The sequence below is a fragment of the Streptomyces sp. NPDC031132 genome, assembly GCF_055570595.1.
Genome location: NZ_JBVIGX010000017.1, coordinates 71,180 through 89,659 on the forward strand (window position 1 = coordinate 71,180; position 18,480 = coordinate 89,659).

At 68.9% G+C, this 18,480-nt stretch carries 20 protein-coding genes and 4 pseudogenes; 12 read left to right on the top strand and 12 right to left on the bottom strand.

The window, feature by feature from the left end; all coding sequences use genetic code 11:
- Positions 1-542: 542 nt before the first annotated feature.
- Both ACZ49B_RS24225 and ACZ49B_RS24230 read right to left on the bottom strand, forming a co-directional pair.
- Positions 543-1,092 (bottom strand): annotated as a pseudogene (locus tag ACZ49B_RS24225) (site-specific integrase); the annotation flags it as partial.
- 142 nt (positions 1,093-1,234) lie between these two features.
- Positions 1,235-1,540, bottom strand: a complete 306-nt coding sequence (locus tag ACZ49B_RS24230; protein ID WP_468309424.1) for a barstar family protein — start codon at positions 1,538-1,540, stop codon at positions 1,235-1,237.
- 91 nt (positions 1,541-1,631) lie between these two features.
- Here ACZ49B_RS24230 and ACZ49B_RS24235 point away from each other — a divergent pair, with 91 nt between their 5' ends.
- A complete protein-coding gene (locus ACZ49B_RS24235) occupies positions 1,632-2,231 on the top strand; it encodes a hypothetical protein (protein ID WP_468309427.1) in 600 nt (199 codons plus the stop codon).
- 97 nt (positions 2,232-2,328) lie between these two features.
- Entirely contained in the window at positions 2,329-2,994 is a 666-nt protein-coding gene (locus tag ACZ49B_RS24240) for an HAD family hydrolase (protein WP_468309430.1), read from the top strand.
- Here the strand turns inward: ACZ49B_RS24240 and ACZ49B_RS24245 are convergent.
- A pseudogene (locus ACZ49B_RS24245) lies at positions 2,975-3,889 on the bottom strand (transcriptional regulator); the annotation flags it as partial. The gene ACZ49B_RS24240 and the pseudogene ACZ49B_RS24245 sit on opposite strands and share 20 nt — an antisense overlap.
- 137 nt (positions 3,890-4,026) lie before the next feature.
- Between ACZ49B_RS24245 and ACZ49B_RS24250 the strand changes: the two are divergent.
- Together ACZ49B_RS24250 and ACZ49B_RS24255 are read left to right on the top strand one after the other, a co-directional pair.
- Complete coding sequence (locus tag ACZ49B_RS24250) at positions 4,027-4,359, top strand: DUF6415 family natural product biosynthesis protein (RefSeq protein WP_468309432.1); 333 nt, start codon at positions 4,027-4,029, stop codon at positions 4,357-4,359.
- Positions 4,360-4,642: 283 nt separating this feature from the next.
- Positions 4,643-4,951: pseudogene (locus ACZ49B_RS24255) on the top strand (transposase); the annotation flags it as partial.
- Between the two features lie 74 nt (positions 4,952-5,025).
- Here the strand turns inward: ACZ49B_RS24255 and ACZ49B_RS24260 are convergent.
- Positions 5,026-5,922, bottom strand: a complete 897-nt coding sequence (locus ACZ49B_RS24260; protein ID WP_468309435.1) for a hypothetical protein — start codon at positions 5,920-5,922, stop codon at positions 5,026-5,028.
- 229 nt (positions 5,923-6,151) lie between these two features.
- On the opposite strand from ACZ49B_RS24260, the gene ACZ49B_RS24265 reads away from it, so the two are divergent.
- Positions 6,152-7,123 carry a hypothetical protein gene (locus ACZ49B_RS24265; protein WP_468309438.1) on the top strand — a complete coding sequence of 324 codons (972 nt, stop codon included), beginning with the start codon at positions 6,152-6,154 and terminating at the stop codon, positions 7,121-7,123.
- A gap of 89 nt (positions 7,124-7,212) precedes the next feature.
- Here the strand turns inward: ACZ49B_RS24265 and ACZ49B_RS24270 are convergent, their stop codons facing one another.
- From ACZ49B_RS24270 to ACZ49B_RS24285, 4 genes are all read right to left on the bottom strand, one after another.
- On the bottom strand, positions 7,213-7,587 hold the full coding sequence (locus tag ACZ49B_RS24270; RefSeq protein WP_468309440.1) for a toxin Doc: 375 nt from the start codon (positions 7,585-7,587) through the stop codon (positions 7,213-7,215).
- Between the two features lie 4 nt (positions 7,588-7,591).
- Positions 7,592-7,843: an antitoxin MazE7 gene (locus tag ACZ49B_RS24275; RefSeq protein WP_468309442.1), complete on the bottom strand. Its 252-nt coding sequence runs from the start codon at positions 7,841-7,843 to the stop codon at positions 7,592-7,594.
- A gap of 69 nt (positions 7,844-7,912) precedes the next feature.
- Positions 7,913-8,233 carry a hypothetical protein gene (locus tag ACZ49B_RS24280; RefSeq protein ID WP_468309445.1) on the bottom strand — a complete coding sequence of 107 codons (321 nt, stop codon included), beginning with the start codon at positions 8,231-8,233 and terminating at the stop codon, positions 7,913-7,915.
- An 81-nt stretch (positions 8,234-8,314) separates the two neighbouring features.
- Positions 8,315-8,665 (bottom strand): hypothetical protein, encoded by a 351-nt coding sequence (locus ACZ49B_RS24285; protein ID WP_468309447.1) that lies wholly within the window; start codon positions 8,663-8,665, stop codon positions 8,315-8,317.
- Positions 8,666-8,819: 154 nt separating this feature from the next.
- On the opposite strand from ACZ49B_RS24285, the gene ACZ49B_RS24290 reads away from it, so the two are divergent.
- Entirely contained in the window at positions 8,820-10,094 is a 1,275-nt protein-coding gene (locus tag ACZ49B_RS24290; protein WP_468309450.1) for a hypothetical protein, read from the top strand.
- A gap of 69 nt (positions 10,095-10,163) precedes the next feature.
- Here the strand turns inward: ACZ49B_RS24290 and ACZ49B_RS24295 are convergent, their stop codons facing one another.
- A complete protein-coding gene (locus tag ACZ49B_RS24295) occupies positions 10,164-10,325 on the bottom strand; it encodes a hypothetical protein (protein ID WP_468309453.1) in 162 nt (53 codons plus the stop codon).
- Positions 10,326-10,875: 550 nt separating this feature from the next.
- Between ACZ49B_RS24295 and ACZ49B_RS24300 the strand changes: the two genes are divergently transcribed.
- Positions 10,876-12,039 carry an ATP-binding protein gene (locus ACZ49B_RS24300; protein ID WP_468309456.1) on the top strand — a complete coding sequence of 388 codons (1,164 nt, stop codon included), beginning with the start codon at positions 10,876-10,878 and terminating at the stop codon, positions 12,037-12,039.
- Between the two features lie 85 nt (positions 12,040-12,124).
- Here ACZ49B_RS24300 and ACZ49B_RS24305 read toward each other — a convergent pair whose 3' ends face one another.
- Positions 12,125-12,919 (bottom strand): hypothetical protein, encoded by a 795-nt coding sequence (locus ACZ49B_RS24305; RefSeq protein WP_468309459.1) that lies wholly within the window; start codon positions 12,917-12,919, stop codon positions 12,125-12,127.
- Positions 12,920-13,162: 243 nt separating this feature from the next.
- On the opposite strand from ACZ49B_RS24305, the pseudogene ACZ49B_RS24310 reads away from it, so the two are divergent.
- Positions 13,163-13,267 (top strand): annotated as a pseudogene (locus tag ACZ49B_RS24310) (zinc finger domain-containing protein); the annotation flags it as partial.
- The gene (locus ACZ49B_RS24315) at positions 13,221-14,060 is read left to right on the top strand and encodes a recombinase family protein (protein ID WP_468309462.1); all 840 of its coding nucleotides are present in this window, start codon (positions 13,221-13,223) and stop codon (positions 14,058-14,060) included. The pseudogene ACZ49B_RS24310 and the gene ACZ49B_RS24315, both read left to right, overlap by 47 nt.
- A gap of 12 nt (positions 14,061-14,072) precedes the next feature.
- Here ACZ49B_RS24315 and ACZ49B_RS24320 read toward each other — a convergent pair whose 3' ends face one another.
- Together ACZ49B_RS24320 and ACZ49B_RS24325 are read right to left on the bottom strand one after the other, a co-directional pair.
- Positions 14,073-14,993: a recombinase family protein gene (locus ACZ49B_RS24320; RefSeq protein WP_468309464.1), complete on the bottom strand. Its 921-nt coding sequence runs from the start codon at positions 14,991-14,993 to the stop codon at positions 14,073-14,075.
- 193 nt (positions 14,994-15,186) lie between these two features.
- Positions 15,187-16,068, bottom strand: coding sequence for a helix-turn-helix transcriptional regulator (locus ACZ49B_RS24325; RefSeq protein WP_468309467.1), 882 nt, complete (start codon positions 16,066-16,068; stop codon positions 15,187-15,189).
- 210 nt (positions 16,069-16,278) lie between these two features.
- On the opposite strand from ACZ49B_RS24325, the gene ACZ49B_RS24330 reads away from it, so the two are divergent.
- From ACZ49B_RS24330 to ACZ49B_RS24340, 3 genes are read left to right on the top strand one after another with little or no spacing between them, the layout of a single operon-like run.
- Positions 16,279-17,295 carry a zinc-dependent alcohol dehydrogenase family protein gene (locus tag ACZ49B_RS24330; protein ID WP_468309470.1) on the top strand — a complete coding sequence of 339 codons (1,017 nt, stop codon included), beginning with the start codon at positions 16,279-16,281 and terminating at the stop codon, positions 17,293-17,295.
- 32 nt (positions 17,296-17,327) lie between these two features.
- Entirely contained in the window at positions 17,328-17,738 is a 411-nt protein-coding gene (locus ACZ49B_RS24335; RefSeq protein WP_468309472.1) for a (R)-mandelonitrile lyase, read from the top strand.
- A 17-nt stretch (positions 17,739-17,755) separates the two neighbouring features.
- On the top strand, positions 17,756-18,421 hold the full coding sequence (locus ACZ49B_RS24340) for an SDR family NAD(P)-dependent oxidoreductase (protein ID WP_468309475.1): 666 nt from the start codon (positions 17,756-17,758) through the stop codon (positions 18,419-18,421).
- Positions 18,422-18,480 lie beyond the last annotated feature (59 nt).

The following is an 18,480-nucleotide window of genomic DNA, read 5'->3' on the forward strand; positions in this document are numbered from 1 at the left end:
AATCCGATGCCGACTTCCAGGCCAAGCGCGCCCTCGCTGCTGGGGCGGTGTTTGAAATCTGGCCGGGTGCGATTCCTGCCGAGAGGCTACATCGGACATACGCCAGACGATTGCGGAGATCGCAAGAACTCAACCACCCGTCATTGGGTTTCGAGGAGGCTGTGGCGAACCTCGCGGCGTACGGTGGTCAAGATCTCCTAATCGGATACATCGATGACCGCGGAAGAGGAGGGTGTTACTTTCAGCTATTCCTTAGCCCTGATCTGACGAGGGTGGTCGGATGTATTGGCCTGAAGGTTCTCTCGTGAGATGGCTTCGATCCCCATGTGATGAATGAGTAGAGGGTCTGATTCTTCATCACATCAGCGTGTCCGTCATCGCTGGGGGAATGGCAGACAGAGTTGGCGGCACGCTTTGGGTTCTTGCTCTGCATGGACTGAAGAACTGCCGACCGTCGCAGCCTCACAGCACCCCAGCGACCCCTCCGGATCTGTTTCCGGTGGGGCCGCTGGGGTGTCTGACGGCAGTAGTTGACGGCAACGTCAGCGGATGGCCGGTGCGCAAGGCGGTGGGCCAGCGCTGGCGTCTGGACCGGTGGTGGTCCCGGTGGGCTTGTGGAGGGTGCGGCCGAGGAGGTCGATGGCGTCGCGTTGGAGGCGGATTCTGACGTGGGCGTAGACGGTGGCGGTGACTCCGATGTGGGCGTGGCCGAGGAGCTCTTTGATCACGACGAGGTCGACGCCTTGCTCCAGGAGCAGGGTGGCGGTCGAGTGGCGGAGGTCGTGGAAGCGGATGCGGCGGAGCCCGGCACGGTCGAGGAAGGTGAGGAAGCGGCGGGTGAAGTTTGGCCGGGTCGAGAGGCCGGCCGGTGGGCGTAGTGAAGATGAGGCCGCTGTCTTGCCAGGCTGACCCTGCGGTCTCGCGCTCCGTGTCCTGCTGCTGCTTGTGCTCCTTGAAGGAGTGAAGGCATTCGGTCGGGAGGGCGATGCGGCGCTCGGACGCCCGGGTCTTGGTGGGCAGATGTGTGAGGCCGCCGGTGCGAGTTCGCTGGAGCGAATGGCGGATGCTAGCCGTTCCGGCGTTGAGGTCGAGTGCCAGGACGTTCCGTGTCGACGTCGCCACGGTCACCGGACAGCCGTACGCCACCGAGCTGCGTGCGGACGAGCTGGACATCCTGGACGGCCCCTGCACCCGGTGGCCATCGTGGTGTGAGCCAGCCGCTAATTTGGGGTGATCAGGCCAGCTCGTGCACGACCAGTCGCGACTGTTGCCCCGCGAACGAACTGCGCAGCGCCCGTGCCTCCCGGTCCCGCGCAGCGAAAACTCCGTGCTTGTCCACGTGAACTACCAAGACGTCGTAGCTGTCGATGACCTCGGAGATGCCTCGGGTCTGGATGGTGTCCCGCCAGGCCTCCGTATTCCGACCGAACCACTTCGGCAGTCCGCAGGGCTCGGTGACGGCGTCCCAGAAGTCATCGAGTGTCTTGATCGACCGTCCCCGCAGGTCAAGCACCAGCTCCGACCCAGTCTTCTTTGCCACCGCAGCAGAGTAGCGAACCCTCACCCAACCGGGCAGCGGCCCAAAGAGGCAGCTCCAACCCCGCCGATGCGGCGTCGGTCATGATGGACCGGTGAATCCCCGTGACCTCGACCTCGTCATCGCCGCCGCCCATGCCGTGGGGCCATGCCCGCCGGGAGGCGAAGCCGACTGGACCGACCGGGTCCGCGAGCGGGCCGTCAGCCTCTACGTCCTGGGGGACACGGTCGGGCAGGACGTTGCCCGACTGGATGCCGCGAAGCAGTTCACGGCCACGCTGTTGGACGTACGGGTGGAGGCCTCCAGCACCCGTGGCGTCCTGGTCCTGCGCAACACCTCCGGCGAGCTGGAACAGCCGATCCGCACCGATCGCGGCGACTCCGAGGCCGGCCGGGCGATGATCGAGCGCGCCCGGGCGCTCATCGGCCACCGGGTCCGGGTTTATCGGCTCAACGAGCGGATGGCGTCCAACCCGAAGCTCGAAGTGCGCATCGTCGTTCACCTGGCCGACTTCGGCCTGGACACCGACCCGGTGCACGAGAACAGCGCGAAGCAGAACGTTCTCGCGGCCGCCGAGGGAGACACGGCCACCGCGCAGCAGGCCTGGTCGCAGGCAGGCCTTCCGGACTCCGGCGCCGTCTCCGTACGCCAACTGGCCGACGCCCTGGCCCGCCTCCCGCACGCCGAGGGGTAGCTGCCACTGTGCAGCAGCCGAGTCGGCAACGGGTGCTCAATTGCCGAGACCAGAGGAGAGTCGGCTTGCCCGTGCCCGACGCTCATAGGCTTTTCCCATGACGATTCGCGCTGTGGTGTTCGATGTCGGTGAGTGCCTGGTCGACGAGACCCGGGAGTACGGCACCTGGGCCGACTGGCTCGGCGTCCCGCGCCATACGTTCGCCGCGATGTTCGGGGCGGTCATCGCGCAGGGCCGCGACTACCGGGAGACGTTCCAGCAGTTCCAGCCTGGATTCGACCTCACCGAGCAGCGCGAGGCCCGCGCTGCCGCTGGGCAGCCGGAGTGGTTCGGCGAGGACGACCCCTATCCCGACGTCCGGCCCGCGCTGGCCCGGCTCCGTGCCGATGGCCTGTGGCTGGGCATCGCCGGGAACCAGACCGTGCGCGCCGGCGCCCTGCTTCGCGAGCTGTTCACGAACGACGTGGACCTGATCGGAACCTCGGACGACTGGGGCGCTTCCAAGCCGGACCCCGAGTTCTTCGAGCGGGTCGCCGCGGTCGTGCCGTTCACGCCGGACGAGATCCTGTACGTCGGCGATCGCGTCGACAACGATCTCCGGCCCGGCGCCGCAGCGGGCATGCACACGGCGCTCGTCCGCCGCGGCCCGTGGGCCACGATCCAGTGGGACCTGCCGGAGGCGCGTGAGCTGCCCACGTTCCGGGTCGAGGGCCTTGCCGAGCTGCCGGACCGGATCGCCGAGTTCAACGCGCAAGGGCGCTGACGACAGGTCCCCAGTCGTACAGGCGGTCGTCGAGGTCGCGGACGCACTGCTCGTGCTGCCAAGGGGTGAGGGCACGCCGTACGTCGCGGACCCGCTCGAGACCTGTCGCGTACCAGTGCGTCTCCAGCAGACGGAGCGCCCTGACGGCGTAGGCGGCCGCATCGACGGGCCGGCCGGCCGCGGCCTCGACGGCGGCGAGGTCCCCGAGGATCACCGTGCGCTGCTTGTCCGCATCCTCGGGGAGCTCCTCCAGAACTCGCAGCAGCGTCTCCCGAGCCTGCGGCAGGTGACCTGCCGCAAGCTGCGTGTTCCCTTTGAACGCCGCCAGCCGCACCGGGCTGAACCAGTCCATCCATTCCGGGTTCTCGCCCTCACCGCCTGCGACGAGTACGTCCTCGCCGTGGGCGATCAGGTTGAGTGCGGTACGGGTGTTGCCGCAGCGGGTTTCGCACTCGGCCTCGACGGCGTCCAGCCATGCCAGGAACTCGGGGCTCGCCGAGCCCCGCCGGGCGTAGGTACGGGCCGCCACCATCCGTTCGGCGGAAACCTCGTGCTGGCCGGCCCAGCCGGGGATGAAGGCCATGTGGGCCAGGACCGCGGCGCCGAGGAGAGCGTCGTCCGCCTCCCCGGCGGCCTGGAGAGCGCGGATCAAGGTGTCCCCGGCCCGGTCGGGCTCGCGCAGATCGAAGAACTCCACACGGCCGGCCAGGAGCCAGGACTCGGCGAGGGCTGTCGCGAGCACCTGGCGAGTGCGGCCGGCGGTGGCTTCAAGGAGCTGCCCGCCGAGGGTGGCGTGCGAGCTGACCGCCGGGTGCAGCGTCGCCGGTGCCACCGTCCAGTACAGGCGCCGGTGGGCGCGTGTGACGGCAAGGAAGTCCGCGGCGGCGGTCGCCGGTAAGCCACGATTCACCAAGACGAGCGCGAAGAAGTCCGTTTTGATGCCTGAGAAGTCCCTATTGAAGTCCTCCCGGTAGGACTTCGATGCGTCCAAAGTGTCCCTACCACCGGATGACCACGGCAGGGAGTACCCCCATGTACCAGGCGCAGGGCCAGTCGGAAGCGAGGGCATTGGTGGCTCGCGCGCTCGTGCCGTACGTCGGCCGCCCGTCCAGTACGGACGTCGCGCGGCTCGTCGACGACCTGATCACCTGCGGGGAGGGCCTGCGTGTCCTTGTAGAGGCGGTCCCGCGCGGTGAGCTGTCCCCTCGGGGGACCGGTGCGCTTGCGGATTGGGCGTATGCCATCGCGGCCGGCCCTTACGGTTCGAACCCGAACTCGACGTGGAACTATGCCCGTGCGCTGGCTCGAGTGGTACAGGGCATGGCCGGTGCGCTGGAGCAGCACCGCGCGGCGAGCACGCTGTGACCGAGTCCGGCCGACAGATGGCGTACGTCCTGATCGTGCTCGGTCCTTGCCGTCGTCATCCTCGGCACCGGCTGACTTCGGTCTCACCCCTTGAGTCCTGCGGCCTGTCCGGAGTGAGTCTTTCCCTCCTGCGACTGGTCTGGCCAGCGAAGTAGCCGTGAATCGCTGCACCTTGGCTGGTTTCACATCCGAGGTGTCGCAGAGGGAGGGGCGGATGAAGCGACCAATTCGCCTGAAGAGTCCGTTTCGGTGAAAGTGCTTCAAGGTGTGGAACATGACCGATCGCGAGGTCCTCTTCAGACTCCGCCTCATGCACCCGGAGATCACCATCGTCTGGGCCGACTCCGCCTACGCCGGACAGCTCGTCGACTGGGCCAAGAAGTACCTCCGCCTCACCGTGAAGACCGTCAGTCGCCCCAAGGTCGCCACCGGATTTGTCGTTCTGCCCCGCCGCTGGGTCGTCGAACGCAGCCTGTCCTGGATCATGCAGGCCCGACGCCACGCACGAGACTACGAGCGACTCGTCCAGCACAGAGAAGCCCTCATCACCTGGGCCGCCATCACCCTCATGACTCGCCGCATCAGTCGCAGTCCCGGAATCCGGGCCGAACGCGGAACAGCCCCGACCGACCTGGTTCAGGCTGCCTGAACCAGAGAGCCGAACGGCTACAGGCCGGCACGGGCGAGGAGGTCTTCCGCCTGTTCTCGCGTGAGCTTGGGTGAAACCGGTGTGCGTGGAGGGCATGGGTGGGCGTTTCGACGGAAGGACAGAAACCAGTCGGCCACGGGGTCGTCAGTTGTCAGGGTGGCCACGATGCTGTCACGCAGAGTCGAGGGAGTGTCCGCGCGGGCCGCGATCTCGTTCCGGACGAAGGTGTCCCGGTCACCCGCGAGCAGATCTCGCAGCTCAGCGGGCAGGTCCGGATGGGCGGCCACAGCCTTGCGAACACCGGAATCCGGGTCAGCGGCCAGCTCCGGGGACGGACCGGCATACCTGACAGCGACCGCACGGGTCTGCGGATCAGCAAGAAGAGCAGGCAACAGGTCCGCCGGCGGCGAGTACACCGAAGCGGCAGCCCTGCGGATATTCGGGTCAGAGTCCGTCAGTAGAGCCCGGCGCACCAGCTCGGGTGCATGCCGCCAGTGATCGACAACCGACGACCGCACGCTCGGCTCGGGATCCTCGGCCAACACGGCCAACAGCTCTGGCGGCAAATGCTCGTTCATCGCAAGGAACGCACGCACGGACGGATCCCGATCAGCCGCTAGGCGTGCCAGCAGCCCAGGCGGCTCGTCGGTAACGCTCGCCGCGACCGCGGCCCGGACCAGCGGCTCCGGACTATCCGCGAAACGAGCCCCGAACTTGGCGGGCACGGAGCCGTTGGCGGCCAGACTACGGGCGGAGCCGAGCCTGATGATCTCCCCCATCAACTCCGGAGTCAGATCCCTGCGCAGAAGGGCCGCAGAGCGCCGGGCCTGAGGATGCTGAAGCAGACGTCGCACAAAGTCGGCGGGTAGATCCTCTTGGACAGCAAGAGCGCTCAGTTCAGCATCCAGGTTCATGAACCGCAGGCTAAGCCGCCGTTCATGAAAGCGTCAGCCATCCGCGAGTCATGTCATGAACGGCTCAGACACAGGCACTGATGCCCATTCCGGTGAGGCCGACTTGGGGCTTACCGTCGAAGACGATCCAGTGGAGACACTGGGGCGGATTGGGAGAGCTGACATCGAGCGACGAGACTTCTTGACGCGAGCCGCGTACTCCGTGGCCGCCGCTGCCCTACCTCTTGGCGTGGCCGGCGAGGCGCAAGCGCGCACAGCCCGCGCGATTACTGGTGGCGTTGCCGGAGCCGCTGAGGTCGCGGCCGTCCGGGACATGGTGGCCATGTTCACCGCTATTGACGAGCGGCACGGCGGACAGCACGGCCGCAGCACCGTCGTTCAGTACCTCACCGACGGCGTGAGACGCCTGTGCCAATCCCGCTTCGAGACAGATGGCCTACGCAAGGAGATGTTCTCCGCTGCTGGCTCGCTCGCCTATCTCGCCGGCTGGAAGGCCTACGACGCTAGCGAGCACGGGCTTGCCCAGCGCTACTACCTTCAGGCGTTCAACTTGGCTCGTGCCGCCGAGAACCGGGCCGACCAGGCATATGTCCTGCGTATCCTCGCTCACCACGGCATGGACAACGGGCGCCCGGAGCACGTCCTCGGCCTGGCCAACACAGCTCTGGAGCTGAGTCGCGGCGTGGACCCGGCCACCGAATCCTTGTTCGTCATCTGCCGGGCACGCGCACTGGCGGAGTGCGGCCAACACGCTGAAGCGCGCCGCGAGTCTGAACGTGCCCGCGAACTCGCCCTTCAGGGAGAAGCTGCCGAGATGAAGGGCTGGGCCACCATGTGGGGTACGCCCGCAGCGACCGTCGATTCACACACGGCCAAGATCTACGCCCGGTTGGGCGACCACGCCGCCGCCGAGGTTCATCACGCCGGCGCGCGTAAACGGTATGCCTCCACCGAGCACCAGCGCATCGCCGCCTTGTCGGCCGCGGCCGAGGGCGGTGCTCAGCTCAAGCAGGGCCAGATTGAGGCGGCCTGTGAGACCTGGGACAAGGCGCTGGACACCATGATCGGTATCCGCTCGTCCCGAACCGTCAAGTCCGTACGGGCGATGCGCACAGACCTCGCGCCGTTCCGCGCCCGCGGTGCCCGCTCTGCCCTTGAGCTGGATGAGCGGGCCCGTACATGGCTACGGCAGGCGATTTGATCCTGATGGCGGCTCCGGTTGCGCCCCGGCACGCGCGGTTCCGGTAGCGCCAATCGTGGTCCCGTGTCCGTGCCTGCGCGCCGTCGGCGTTACGGCTGCATGGATCGGAGTCGGTCCGCGATGCCATACGAGTCGAGGCGAAGGGCACGGATCTCGTTGATCAGGTCGCGCCACGGTTCGTACCGGGTGTCGACGCGCTTCCCCGACGCCTCGAGGTAGGCGATGGCGACGCCGTACCCGTACGCCTCATTACGGGCCGGGAGCGGGCGCAGGAGTACGCATTCCTCCAGGAATACGGCGGCGCGCCAGAAGGCGTCCGGGTCGGCCTGGTCCAGGCGCGGGGTGTTGACCCGATGCCGGGCCGCCATGCCGACGAGGACGGAGAGGTCGTTGACGGTCAGGTGGGAGCGGAGGATGTCCTCCTGGCGGTCCAGGAGCCATCGGTAGTCGACGAGCAGTTCCACAGGGTCAGGCCGCCTGCGGGGTGTCGTGTGCGGCGGCCGGCGGCAACCCGCCGAAGTCGGCGTCGAACCGGTCCAGGATCCCGGGCGCGCCGATGACCCGCCGGAACGCGGCCGTGGCGGTGTCGAGCTGCTGCTCGTGCTCCTTCTCCGCGGCGACACGAGCGAGGTAGTCCTTCATGGACACGCCCGCGGCATCGGCCAGGGCCTTCAGGCGGTCCCTGGTGGTGTCGTCGATCTTCACACTGGTGTCAGCCATGATTCGAGTATGCCAACCGGTATACCCCGCTGGCTACCGATTCGCGCACAAGTCCGCTGACCTGCTCTTTTAGACGTGCATGTACGGTGCCATTGACGTCAACGGCCCGATGAGCTGTGCGCCGCGGGTCGTCCGCCAGAAGGCCTGTGCCCGGTCCCGTCCGGGCCTCTTGACCTTGGGGGCCTTCGCGCTGGCCTCGCGCCGGTCCATCCCGGCGGCCATCAGGGAGTTGCGGCCGCGCTCCCACATCCGGTCGTGGGCCAAGAAGAAGGCATGGGCGAAGTTGTAGGCGCAGCGGAACGCGGTCGCGTACCGCTGGAGGATCTCGATCTGGGTCGGGCTGACGTCGAGGGCGAAGCGATAGGCCCGCTTGATCTCCGTGGTGGTCACCTGCGACATGTCCTCTCGTGGGTGTGGTGGGGCGGCCATCGGGTGCTGCTGCGCCGGTGGCTGGTGGCGTCGCGAGCGGGATCAGTAGAAGCCGGTGATCTTGTAGTAGCGGTGGGCGTGGCAGGCGGTGAAGCTCATCACCCACTGCGTGGACAAGTCGTCCAAGACGATCAGGCGCCGGTCGGTGCTCGCCATGGGCCGGTGCAGGGCCATGCGCAGGGGTACCGGGCACTCTCCGTCGATCTCGCAGGAGCCGCGGAAGTGTGCGGCGGTGATCAGGCGGCCCGTGAAGGGGCCGGAGCGGTGGTAGTGGCCGGGAACGGGTCGCAGAACACCGTCCAGCTCGACGGCCAGGGGCCGGCGCTCGGTTGAGGACGCGGCCGGCAACGGGTGCGGGGGCTCGTGGCCGGGCTGTGTCAGGGGGGTGGACATGGCGCGACCGTAGAATCCGCCGCCGACAAGACGTCCGCCGTCTGGCAGGTGCCGCTTCCCCGCAAGGGTGACCGGATCCCCTGGTCGGCCCAACGGCGGGGCGTATGGTCCGTGGTGATCATCGCCTGCTTGCCCGACTCCGAGTGAGGTATCTGTGCGTGCTCCGCGGCCGTTAGTTCTTACCCTGTCCCTGACCGCAGTTCTGCTCGCCGGATGCGGCCCGGCGGCCGACGACGCCAAACAGGGCAGCAGCACACCGCCGGCGGCCGCGAGCTCGTCGGCTGCGGCGAAACGGCTGACCCCGCACGATCCCCCGCAATGGTTCGACGTACGCGGGCGGGTGCCGCTGCCCGAGGCGGCCACGAAGGGCCGTACCAACCTCGCTGGACAGGTCCGCGGCGGCGGCGAGGATCTGCCGATACTGCTGCACGACGCCACCGCCTTCGTCGTCTCCCCCACCGGGGTGCAGGTCATCGACCTCGCCGACGGCCGCATCGTGGGGGAGGAGTCAGCGCGCGGGAAGGCCCTGCGGCAGGACTCCGACGGTTACGTCCTGCCGCCGGTCCTGGCCGACAACGAAGTGCTCGTACCCTTCCTCCTGACCAAGCCCGCCTCCGGCACATACACCGCGGGCGCGATGGTCGAGCTCGTCGCGATCAGCGCGACGCCCCCGTACAAGGCCGCCTGGCGCACGACGATCCAGCTGCCCGACTGGGCGTTCCAGTCCTCGGGCAAGGTGCAGGCCGCAGCCATCGGCGCCGAGGACGGTACGGTTGTCGTCACCGTGACCGGCGGCGACAACGCGGTGTCGTACGGCATCGACACGGCCTCCCACGCCCTGCGCTGGACACAACCCGGCCTGGAGGCGATCCAGACGGGCACCGGCATGGCCGTGGGCCTGCTCCACGTCGAACCCCTCACCACCGTTCCACTCGGCGTCGACCTCGCCACCGGCACCGAGAAGTGGCGCGGGGAGAAGACGTACGCCGCGATCATGAACGGAGCCGGGCCCGGCACGGTACGCGTCGCAGGTCCGCAGGTCGCCCCAACCGCCGACCTGCTGCTGGACGTGACCAGTGGCCAGACCCGTGCCACCATGCCGCCAGGCATGCGCGCGGTGAGTTGCACCTACGACCTGAGCCAGACGCTGGTGTGCGCAAGCGGCTTCGCCGTCGCGGCGGTCGACGCGGCCACCGGCAAGCTGCTGTGGGCGCTCGGCGACGGCGATCAGGGGCGCAGGCCCCCGACGGTGACCGCGGTCTGGCACGGGCGGGTATACGGGCGTGGAGCAGGAGGTCCCGTGGCCCTGGACGCGCGGACCGGCGCGGACATGCCCACCAGGCCCGAAGCCGCACCCCTCCTCGTCAACGCCTACGCCGGGTTGGTCTTGGAAGACAACCGGCTGTCGAGCTACCCAGCTGGCGGCTGAACTGTCCCCGTCTCCCCGATAGCCCGTGCCCGTCGGTCGCACACGGGCTCTCGCCCTACCCGCTCGGCTTCAGCGGACGCGGGTCACGGTCACCACCGCATGCCGGGTCGTTCCGGCGAGGATCTCCACCAGGAGGGGCGCCCCCTCGTAGGGGGTGTACGCCTCGCCGTCGTCCGTCCGTCCGCGTGCTCCGGGGCCGGCGGCGACGGCACGCGCGACCTGCGCGGCCAACGTCCCCGTGACGCGCTGGGAGCGGACCCGGCGCCCGGCCCGGGCAGCTCCAGGAGCAGCTGCCCAGGCCGGGCCGGAGTACCGGTGAAGCCGATCACGCGCCCGTCGAGTGTTTCGGCATGTCACTGGCGAAGAGTCCGCCACCTTCCGGGCCAACACGCTCACCCGTCAGCGGGGACGAGCACTTCGAGTTCCTCGCGGGGCGCGGCCAGGTCGGGGTAGTGGGCTGCTGCGCGTCGAAGGGGCGCCAGTCCCAGGGGACTTTGGCGGCCCACCGGAGTCCGTTTGTCGCCCGAGTTCAGGTGCTGGCTAGGGGAGGACCTGTCGGAGTCGAAATTGGGGCCTTGGGGGTCGCTGGTAACGGTGCCGTTCAAGCCCTCGATAGGGCCGCAGCCGCACCCCGGCACCGGTTCGCGACCTCCGGACCGAATGCCTCCAGACAGTCGCTCACGCCTCCGCCAGCGGCATCGGAGAAACAGCTCTGACCTGGTGTTTTTCCGGGATCTATCTAACCTGGGAGGTTCTGCTCGACATCATCGGAGGGGACATCGTGAGCGAGGAAGACACCAAGTACGACGCCAGCCACATTCAGGTGTTGCAGGGGTGGGAAGCTGTTCGGAAGCGGCCCGGGATGTACATCGGCTCGACGAGTGAACGCGGCCTGCGTCAGATGGTGTTCGAGGCCGCGGACCGGGCGGTGAACGAGGTCCTGGCCGGCCGTGCCGCCTCCGTCGACATCACCCTGACACCCGACGGCGGCGTGCGTGTCGCCGACGACGGACCGGGCGTTCCCAAGGACGGGACGGAGGGCGCCGACGGTCCCGGGCTCGAAGCCCTGCTCACCCAAATGCAGGCCGGAGTGGGTACCGGAGGCCGCTACGACGTGACGATCGGCTTCTGCGGAGTGGGCCCCGCCGTGGTCAACGCCCTGGCGTGCCGGATGACGGCCGAGGTGCGGCGCGAGGGAGTCCGATGGGTCCAGGAGTACGCGCGCGGCGTGGCCACCACGCCGCTCACCGAGGTGGGAACGGCGACCGGAAGCGGGACCACCATTGCCTTCTGGCCCGACGCCGACATCTTCGGAGCCATGGAGTTCTCGTTCGAGGGACTGGAGGAGCGGTTCAGAGAACTGGCCTTCCTGAACCAGGGTCTGGAAATCTCGCTGACGGACCTGCGCCGCCCGGATGAGTCCCGTTCAGTGCGGCTCCGCTTCCCGGGCGGGACGCGGGACTTCGTCGACTTCCTCGACGGCCACACCGCGGCGTCCGCCCCCATGGACACCATCGCCTTCGAGCGCGAGGACCCTCGAATGGCAGGGGTGATGGAGGTCGCCTTCCGCTGGTGCAGCTGCCCTGACGAGCGGGTGCAGAGCTTCGCCAACAGCCGGCCCACCGACAGCGGTACGCACGTACTGGGCTTCCGCGACGGGCTGGCGGCCGCGGTCACCGCGTACGCTCGGGAGCAGAGGCTGCTGACGCCTACGGACCCCGACATTGCCTCCGATCGGATCGGCGAGGGCCTGACGGCGGTCGTGTCGGTGAAGCTGGACCGTCCCGAATTCGAGGGCGCCACGCACGGCGTGCTGGGCAACTCCGAAGTGCGCGACTGTGTCGGACAAGCCGTCCAGGACCACCTCGGCAGGTGGCTGAAGGAAGACCCGGAGCGGGCCGCAGCTGTCATCGATCAGATCGTCCAGGGTGCCCGCCGGGACTGACCAGCAACGAACCGCCCTGCGCATGCCCCCTCCAGGGAGCTGGGCCGACGGTTTGGAGCGGGAACTTGGATCGCGCCAGGTTCGACTACGGCTGGTTGCTGGATGGCCTGGCAAGGGCGAGCTGAGTCCAACGCTGCAGCTCGTCTTCGTGGCTGCCGGTTTCCGTCTGCTGGGCGACCACCACGGTCTCCTCGAGTCTCGGATCGCCGTTGCGGGAGAGGAGCCTCAGCGGCCAGGTCGGGGTAGTGGGCTGCTGCGCGTCGAAGGGGCGCCAGTCCCAGGGGCCATCAAACCGCCAGGCACGCCCGCCTTGGTCAACGACCTCGTCGCCTGCCTCGAGGAAGGAGTAGGGGCGGAATAGCAACTCGATGCGGATCGGTTCGCCGCCCACCGGATCGAGGGCATAGCCCTGGTCCTCAAGCTCGGGAGCATGGGCCTCGCCCTGCCGGAGGATTTCGAGGTAGCAGGCGGGGCGGGGCAGCATGCCGGTCACCAGAGGTGGATCGAAGTGGTGGACAGACGCAACGTGCACCACGGTCGGGACGATTCCCACCAGGCAGGTGTCGCCAGCCTTGAGGCTCGGTTCCGGCGGCACGGTACGGAAGTAGGTGCGGTCCCAGTCGAAGGCTTCCGGCGTTGGCAGAGCGGTCTCGCCGTTCCAGCAGAAGCCGTGCGCCTCCGGATCGACCCTATTCCACGGCCACCGCACGGACACGTAGGAGCGGGAGACCGAAGTGACTGTTGTTTCGGTGAGTGGGCATTCCAGCGTCAGCACATCGCCGACGCGGAACCGGACACTACCGTCGTCCAGGCGGCTCTGGCTCATCGGCCCGTCTTCCCTGTCACCCATCATGTCCTCCTCGTTGTCCGGAGAGATCATCACAGGCAGGGACGTGGTGTCCCCCCGCAGGGGTCACGCTGGCCATGCGCTGGCGAACATCGAGATCATCGGTGCCGAGGCAAAGCTCCCTCGCGCGTGCGGACGTGGGACCATTCTCACAAATGTTCATCTGTGAGAGTTCTGCGAGAGCCCCGGGAGTGATCACGTTTCCGCAGGTCGCCGTTCGCAAAAGTCCTCTCGAAACCCGCACGTTGTGCGAGGCATTTCTAAGAGACTTCCCGGATGGATCTCACGCCCGATCGGGCCGCATTGGCGGTAGAACGTCACGACTGCCCGAACTGTGACGCGCCCGCCGGCTCCGCCTGCCGTACCCGCGGCGGTAAGACCGCCGCGAAGTACCACACCCCCCGCTTCGTCCTCGTCCCCGCGCCCCGCGAGGAACTCGAAGTGCTCGTCCCCGCTGACCGCCACCCCGGCCGCGCGTGGAAGCAGGGCCCGGCGCTCGCCGTCGTGCCCGCGCCCCGCACCGAGCGCCCGGTCCGCATCGGGTACGCCAGGACGTCGACCGCGCGGCAGGAGCTGGCGAGTCAGCTCGAAGCCCTGCACCGGGCGGAGTGCCACAAGGTCTTCCAGGAGCATCAGCACCCGGGTCAAGATCCGGCCCGAGCTGGAGAAGGCGCTCGCGCTGGCCCACCAGTTCAAGGAGGCCGCCCCCGAGACGCCCGTCATCCTCACCGTCCACGAGCTCAAGCGCCTCGCGCGCAACGCGGCCGAGCTGATGACGCTGTCCGCCGAGCTCCAGGCCGACGGCATCCAGCTCGAACTCCTCACCGGCCCCCTCACCGGGATCTACGACCCCAACGGCATGGGCGCCATGTTCTTCGCCGTCCTCGCCGTGGCCGGGCAGATCGAGCGCAACTACATCCGGGAGAAGACCCTCGAAGGCCAGGTCATCGCCGCGTCCAAGGGCAACCACGGCGGACGCCCGAAGGTCATCGACGACGACATGCTCACCTTCGCCGTCGCGCTCAAGGACAAGGGCGTCCCCGTCCCCGAGATCGCGAAGAAGCTGACCATCAAGGTCGGGAAGAACGCGGGCAAGTCCCCGTCGGTCGCCTCGCTGTACCGGGCGCTCGCGGAAGCCGGCCTCGGGGAACATCGGTACAGCCGTTGGCGCTGAGAACGATCATGGTCAGGGCGGCGTGAGGGGTCTGACGCGGTTCTCGTACTCACGCCGGGCCTTGCGCTGGGCCGGGACCGTGGGGACGCCGTGGCCGCCGTCGAGCGGCTGGCAGCGGGCAAGGAGCCCGAGGTGCACGGCGGGGACGGCGCTGACGCGCAGCGTGTAGCCCTGGCCGCGCCGTACGGTCACCGCCTGGTCGAGCGCGGCGCGCTCGGCGGGCTCCAGCTCAGTGGTGCGAAGGAAGTCGGCGACCTTTCCGGGCATGTCGAGGGTGGCCGGCAGTTCCGGGGCTGGGCTGTCCTTCTCGGTGGCGGTGTGGTCGGGCAGGAGGTCGGCGACGGCTGTGCGGATCGCGCCGCGGCTGACGCCGTGGTCGCGGGCGAGGGCGGCGATCGAGCGGCCTTCCAGGTACGCGGTGCGCACGTCGGAGGTCTTCGCGGCCGCCACTGCGGGGCGGCGGCCACCCTTGCGGCCGTTGGCCTCGGCCGCGCGCAGTCCGTCGTAGGTCAGTTCGCGCTGGAGATCTCGCTGGAGTTCGCCGGCGGCGGCGAGGGTCTGCACCATGAACTTCACGGTGGACAGCAGCTCGCCGGTGCGCGGGTGGCGGGCGGTGAGGTCCATCGCGGAGAACGCGCCGTCGTGGATGCGCAGGGCGACCTGGTCGCGGTGCAGGACGTCGAGCACGTCGAGGATGTGGCTGGTCCCGCGAACGAGGCGGAACATCTCGGAGATGTGCACGGTGTCGCCCGGCCGCGCGTACACGAGCAGCTCAGCGAACTTCGGACGCTCCAGCGGGTGGAGGCGGCTGGAGGTGCCTGCGGCCTCCTCGAAGACGACCGGGTCCTCGATCCCGGCTTCGTCCAGGACGAGGTTCTGACGGTCAGTCGACTGCTGGTCGGTCGACACCCGCTTGTAGATCAGGTTGGCCATGCCGTTCCCCGTCTCGGTGGCCGCATTCGACCCCTGGCTGTCAGCAAACCCTGTCATCATCCGTCATCAAATCCGATTGGATCGGCGCCGTCGTGATGCCGTGAAAAGTCCGGGTTCATTGGATGGCCGCCGCGCCTGTCGTCATTCGATCCTTTGACGACAGGGGCCGACGCGATGAGAGGCGTCGGGATCATCAGTCGTTGGCGTGGGGCGCGTGGGTCTGGGGTGTGGCAGCCCAGGAGGCGAGCAGGCGCAGGCTCTCTTCGGAGGGCGAGCCGGGTTCGGCGGTGTAGATGGTGAGGGTGAGGCCGGGTTCGGCGGCCATGTCCAGCCCTTCGTAGGCGAGGGTGACATCGCCGACGGTGCGGTGGTGGAAGTGCTTGGTGCCGGTGCTGTGGTGGCGGACGTTGTGGGCGCCCCAGCGGGTGCGGAACTCGTCGCTGCGGGTGGACAGCTCACCGACCAGGTCGTGCAGGTCCTTGTCGTGCGGGTTGCGGCCGGCTTCGGTGCGGACGATGGCGACGGTGATGTCGGCGAAGGCGTCCCAGTCGGGGTAGAAGTGCCGGGCGGCAGAGTCGAGGAAGGTGAAGCGGGCCAGGTTCTGCTGGTTGCCGCGGCTGGCGTACAGGTCGCTGTAGAACGCTTGGAAGAGCTGGTTGGCGGCGAGGACGTCCATGCGGCCGTTGCGGACGAACGCCGGACCGGCGGTGATCGCGTCCAGGGTCCACTGCAAGCTTCTGTGCGGCGTCCACGCGCGGCTGGTGCGGCGGCGGGGCCGGGTCAGGGCGTCGGAGCCGTCGGCGGCCTGGGCGAGGTGGAGAAGGTGGGCGCGTTCGGCGTCGTCGAGCCGGAGGGCGCGGGCGACGGCTTCGAGGACGGCCGGGGAAGCGCCGGCGAGGTTGCCGCGCTCCAGCTTGGCGTAGTACTCCACGCTCACATCGGCCAGGGCAGCGACCTCGCTGCGGCGCAGGCCGGGCACCCGCCGGCGGCTCCCGCCGGGCAGGCCCGCCTGTTCGGGGCTGATCTTCGCGCGCCGCGAGGTGAGGAACTCGCGGACCTCTTCCTGGTTGTCCACGCCTTCGACGGTACGTCCCGCACGCGGCTATAGGGATGTACTGCCGGTACACCCCTTGATGGTGTCTCGCTCCGGGCGCGAGCACGGGGTTACCTGGATGACGTGGTGCTTTCCGCCTCGTCTCGGCGGCCAGGCACCCGTCTCTGCACACGGCGACGGTCCCCGGCCTTCCGGCGGCGGTGCGCCTCGGCACGTAAAGGAACTTCTCTCATGCGCGGCGCAGTGATTCACGCTCCCGGCGACGTCCGGTTCGAGACCGTGGACGACCCCAAGATCATTCATCCGACGGACGCGGTCCTCCGCACGGCCGTGACCTGTGTGTGCGGCTCGGACCTGTGGCCCTACCGCGGCGCGGAACCGATCGGCGACCCGCACCCGATGGGGCACGAGTACATCGGCTTCGTAGAAGAGGTCGGCTCGGAGGTCACCTCGGTGAAGCCGGGCCAGTTCGTCGTCGGCTCCTTCGCGACCTCCGACAACACCTGCGCGAACTGCCGGGGCGGTTTCCAGTCGAACTGCCTGCACCGCGAGTTCATGTCGACCTGCCAGGCCGAGTACGTGCGCATCCCCAACGCCCAGGGCACCCTGGTCGCCACCGACAGCGTGCCGGACAAGAGCCTCTGGCCGGGGCTGCTGGCGGTTTCCGACGTGATGGGCACCGGCTGGTGGGCCGCGGACGCCGCCGAGGTGAAGCCCGGGGCGACGGCCGTGGTGGTCGGGGACGGCGCGGTCGGCCTGTGCGCGGTGATCGCGGCGAGGGAACTGGGCGCCGAGCGGATCATCGCCATGTCCCGCCACGAGAGCCGGCAGAAGCTCGCCCGCGCGTTCGGCGCCACCGACATCGTCACTGAACGCGGTGATGAGGGTGTCGCGCGGATCAAGGAGTTGACCGGCGGGATCGGCGCCGACAGCGTTCTGGAGTGCGTCGGCACCGCCCAGGCCATGAGCCAGGCCCTGTACTCCGCCCGCCCGGGCGGCAACGTCGGCTTCGTCGGCGTCCCGCACGACGTCGCTCTCGACGGGCAGGAGCTGTTCTTCTCCCACGTCGGCCCGCGCGGCGGCCCCGCCCCGGTACGCCGCTACCTCCCCGACCTCATCGACCGCGTCCTGACCGGGGCGATCGACCCGGGCCAGGTCTTCGACCTCACCCTGCCCCTCGATCAGGTCGCCGAGGGCTATAGGGCGATGGACGAACGCCGCGCCATCAAGGCCCTCCTCCAGCCCTGACCCCTCCCGCCACCCGTACAAGGAGCACCCCTGTGCAGATCACCCGCAGCTCGATCGACACCGCCAAGGGTCCGGCCGACTGGTTCACCGGGGACGTCTACATCGACCCGGTCGCCGCCGCCCCGTCCCCTTCCCGGGTCATCGCGTCTCTGGTGCACTTCATGCCCGGCGCCCGCACCCACTGGCATCGCCACCCCCTCGGCCAGACCGTTTTCGTCACCGAAGGGATCGGCCTGTGCCAGCGCCGCGGCGGCCCGGTCGAGGTCATCCTGCCCGGCGACCGCGTCCTGTTCGAGGCCGGCGAAGAGCACTGGCACGGCGCTGCCCCGAACCGGCTGATGGTCCACCTGGCCATCAACGAGGGCGACGACACCCACGACGTCGTGCACTGGCTGACCCCCGTCACCGACGCCGAGTACGCCGCCGCCCCCGCCACCAACTGAACACGGAAGGGACCCTCGTGACCACCTTCGCCCTCATCGGCGCAGGCCCCGGCCTGGGCCTGGCCGCCGCCCGCCGCTTCGGCACCGCCGGCCACTCGGTCGCCCTTATCTCCCGCAGTTCCCAGCACCAGGACGACCTGGTAGCCGAGCTGGCCCGGGACGCCGTCCGCGCCCGCGGGTTCACCGCCGACGTCCTCGACCCCGCCTCCCTCACCGCGGCACTGCACGAAGCCGCTGAAACGCTCGGGCCCATCGAGGTCCTCCAGTTCAGCCCCGTGCCCCGGGGTGACTTCATGAAGCCGGTCCTGGAGACGAGTGCGGCCGACCTGGACGACCCGCTGGCCTTCTCCGTCAAGGGCCCCGTGACCTGTGTGAACGCCGTGCTGCCCGGGATGCGGGAGCTGGGGCGGGGCACGCTGCTGTTCGTCAACGGCGCCAGCGCCGTACGCCCGAACCCCAAGGTGGCCGGCACCTCGGTCGCGTTCGCCGCTGAGAGCGCCTACGCGGCCATGCTCCACGACGCCCTCGCGCCGGAGAACATCCACACCGCCCAGCTGATCGTGCCCGGCGCGATCAGCCCGGACGCCGAGCACTCCAGCCCCGATGCGCTGGCGGAACGCCTGTACGCCATCCACACCGAGCGCGGAGCCTTCCGGCACTACGCCGAGCCCATGCCCGCCTGACCACCCCCGGGACACCCTCATGCACTCCGCAGTCCGCTCCGGGCTGGTCGGTGCTGCGG

Excerpts from the sequence above, each read along its gene's own strand:
- ACZ49B_RS24285 (WP_468309447.1), bottom strand. The coding sequence starts at position 8,665 with ATGTCCACCCCCCTGACACAGCCCGGCCACGAGCCCCCGCACCCGTTG.
- ACZ49B_RS24320 (WP_468309464.1), bottom strand. The coding sequence starts at position 14,993 with ATGGCCAACCTGATCTACAAGCGGGTGTCGACCGACCAGCAGTCGACT.
- ACZ49B_RS24240 (WP_468309430.1), top strand. The coding sequence starts at position 2,329 with ATGACGATTCGCGCTGTGGTGTTCGATGTCGGTGAGTGCCTGGTCGAC.
- ACZ49B_RS24260 (WP_468309435.1), bottom strand. The coding sequence starts at position 5,922 with ATGAACCTGGATGCTGAACTGAGCGCTCTTGCTGTCCAAGAGGATCTA.
- ACZ49B_RS24275 (WP_468309442.1), bottom strand. The coding sequence starts at position 7,843 with ATGGCTGACACCAGTGTGAAGATCGACGACACCACCAGGGACCGCCTG.
- ACZ49B_RS24330 (WP_468309470.1), top strand. The coding sequence starts at position 16,279 with ATGCGCGGCGCAGTGATTCACGCTCCCGGCGACGTCCGGTTCGAGACC.
- ACZ49B_RS24250 (WP_468309432.1), top strand. The coding sequence starts at position 4,027 with ATGTACCAGGCGCAGGGCCAGTCGGAAGCGAGGGCATTGGTGGCTCGC.
- ACZ49B_RS24305 (WP_468309459.1), bottom strand. The coding sequence starts at position 12,919 with ATGATCTCTCCGGACAACGAGGAGGACATGATGGGTGACAGGGAAGAC.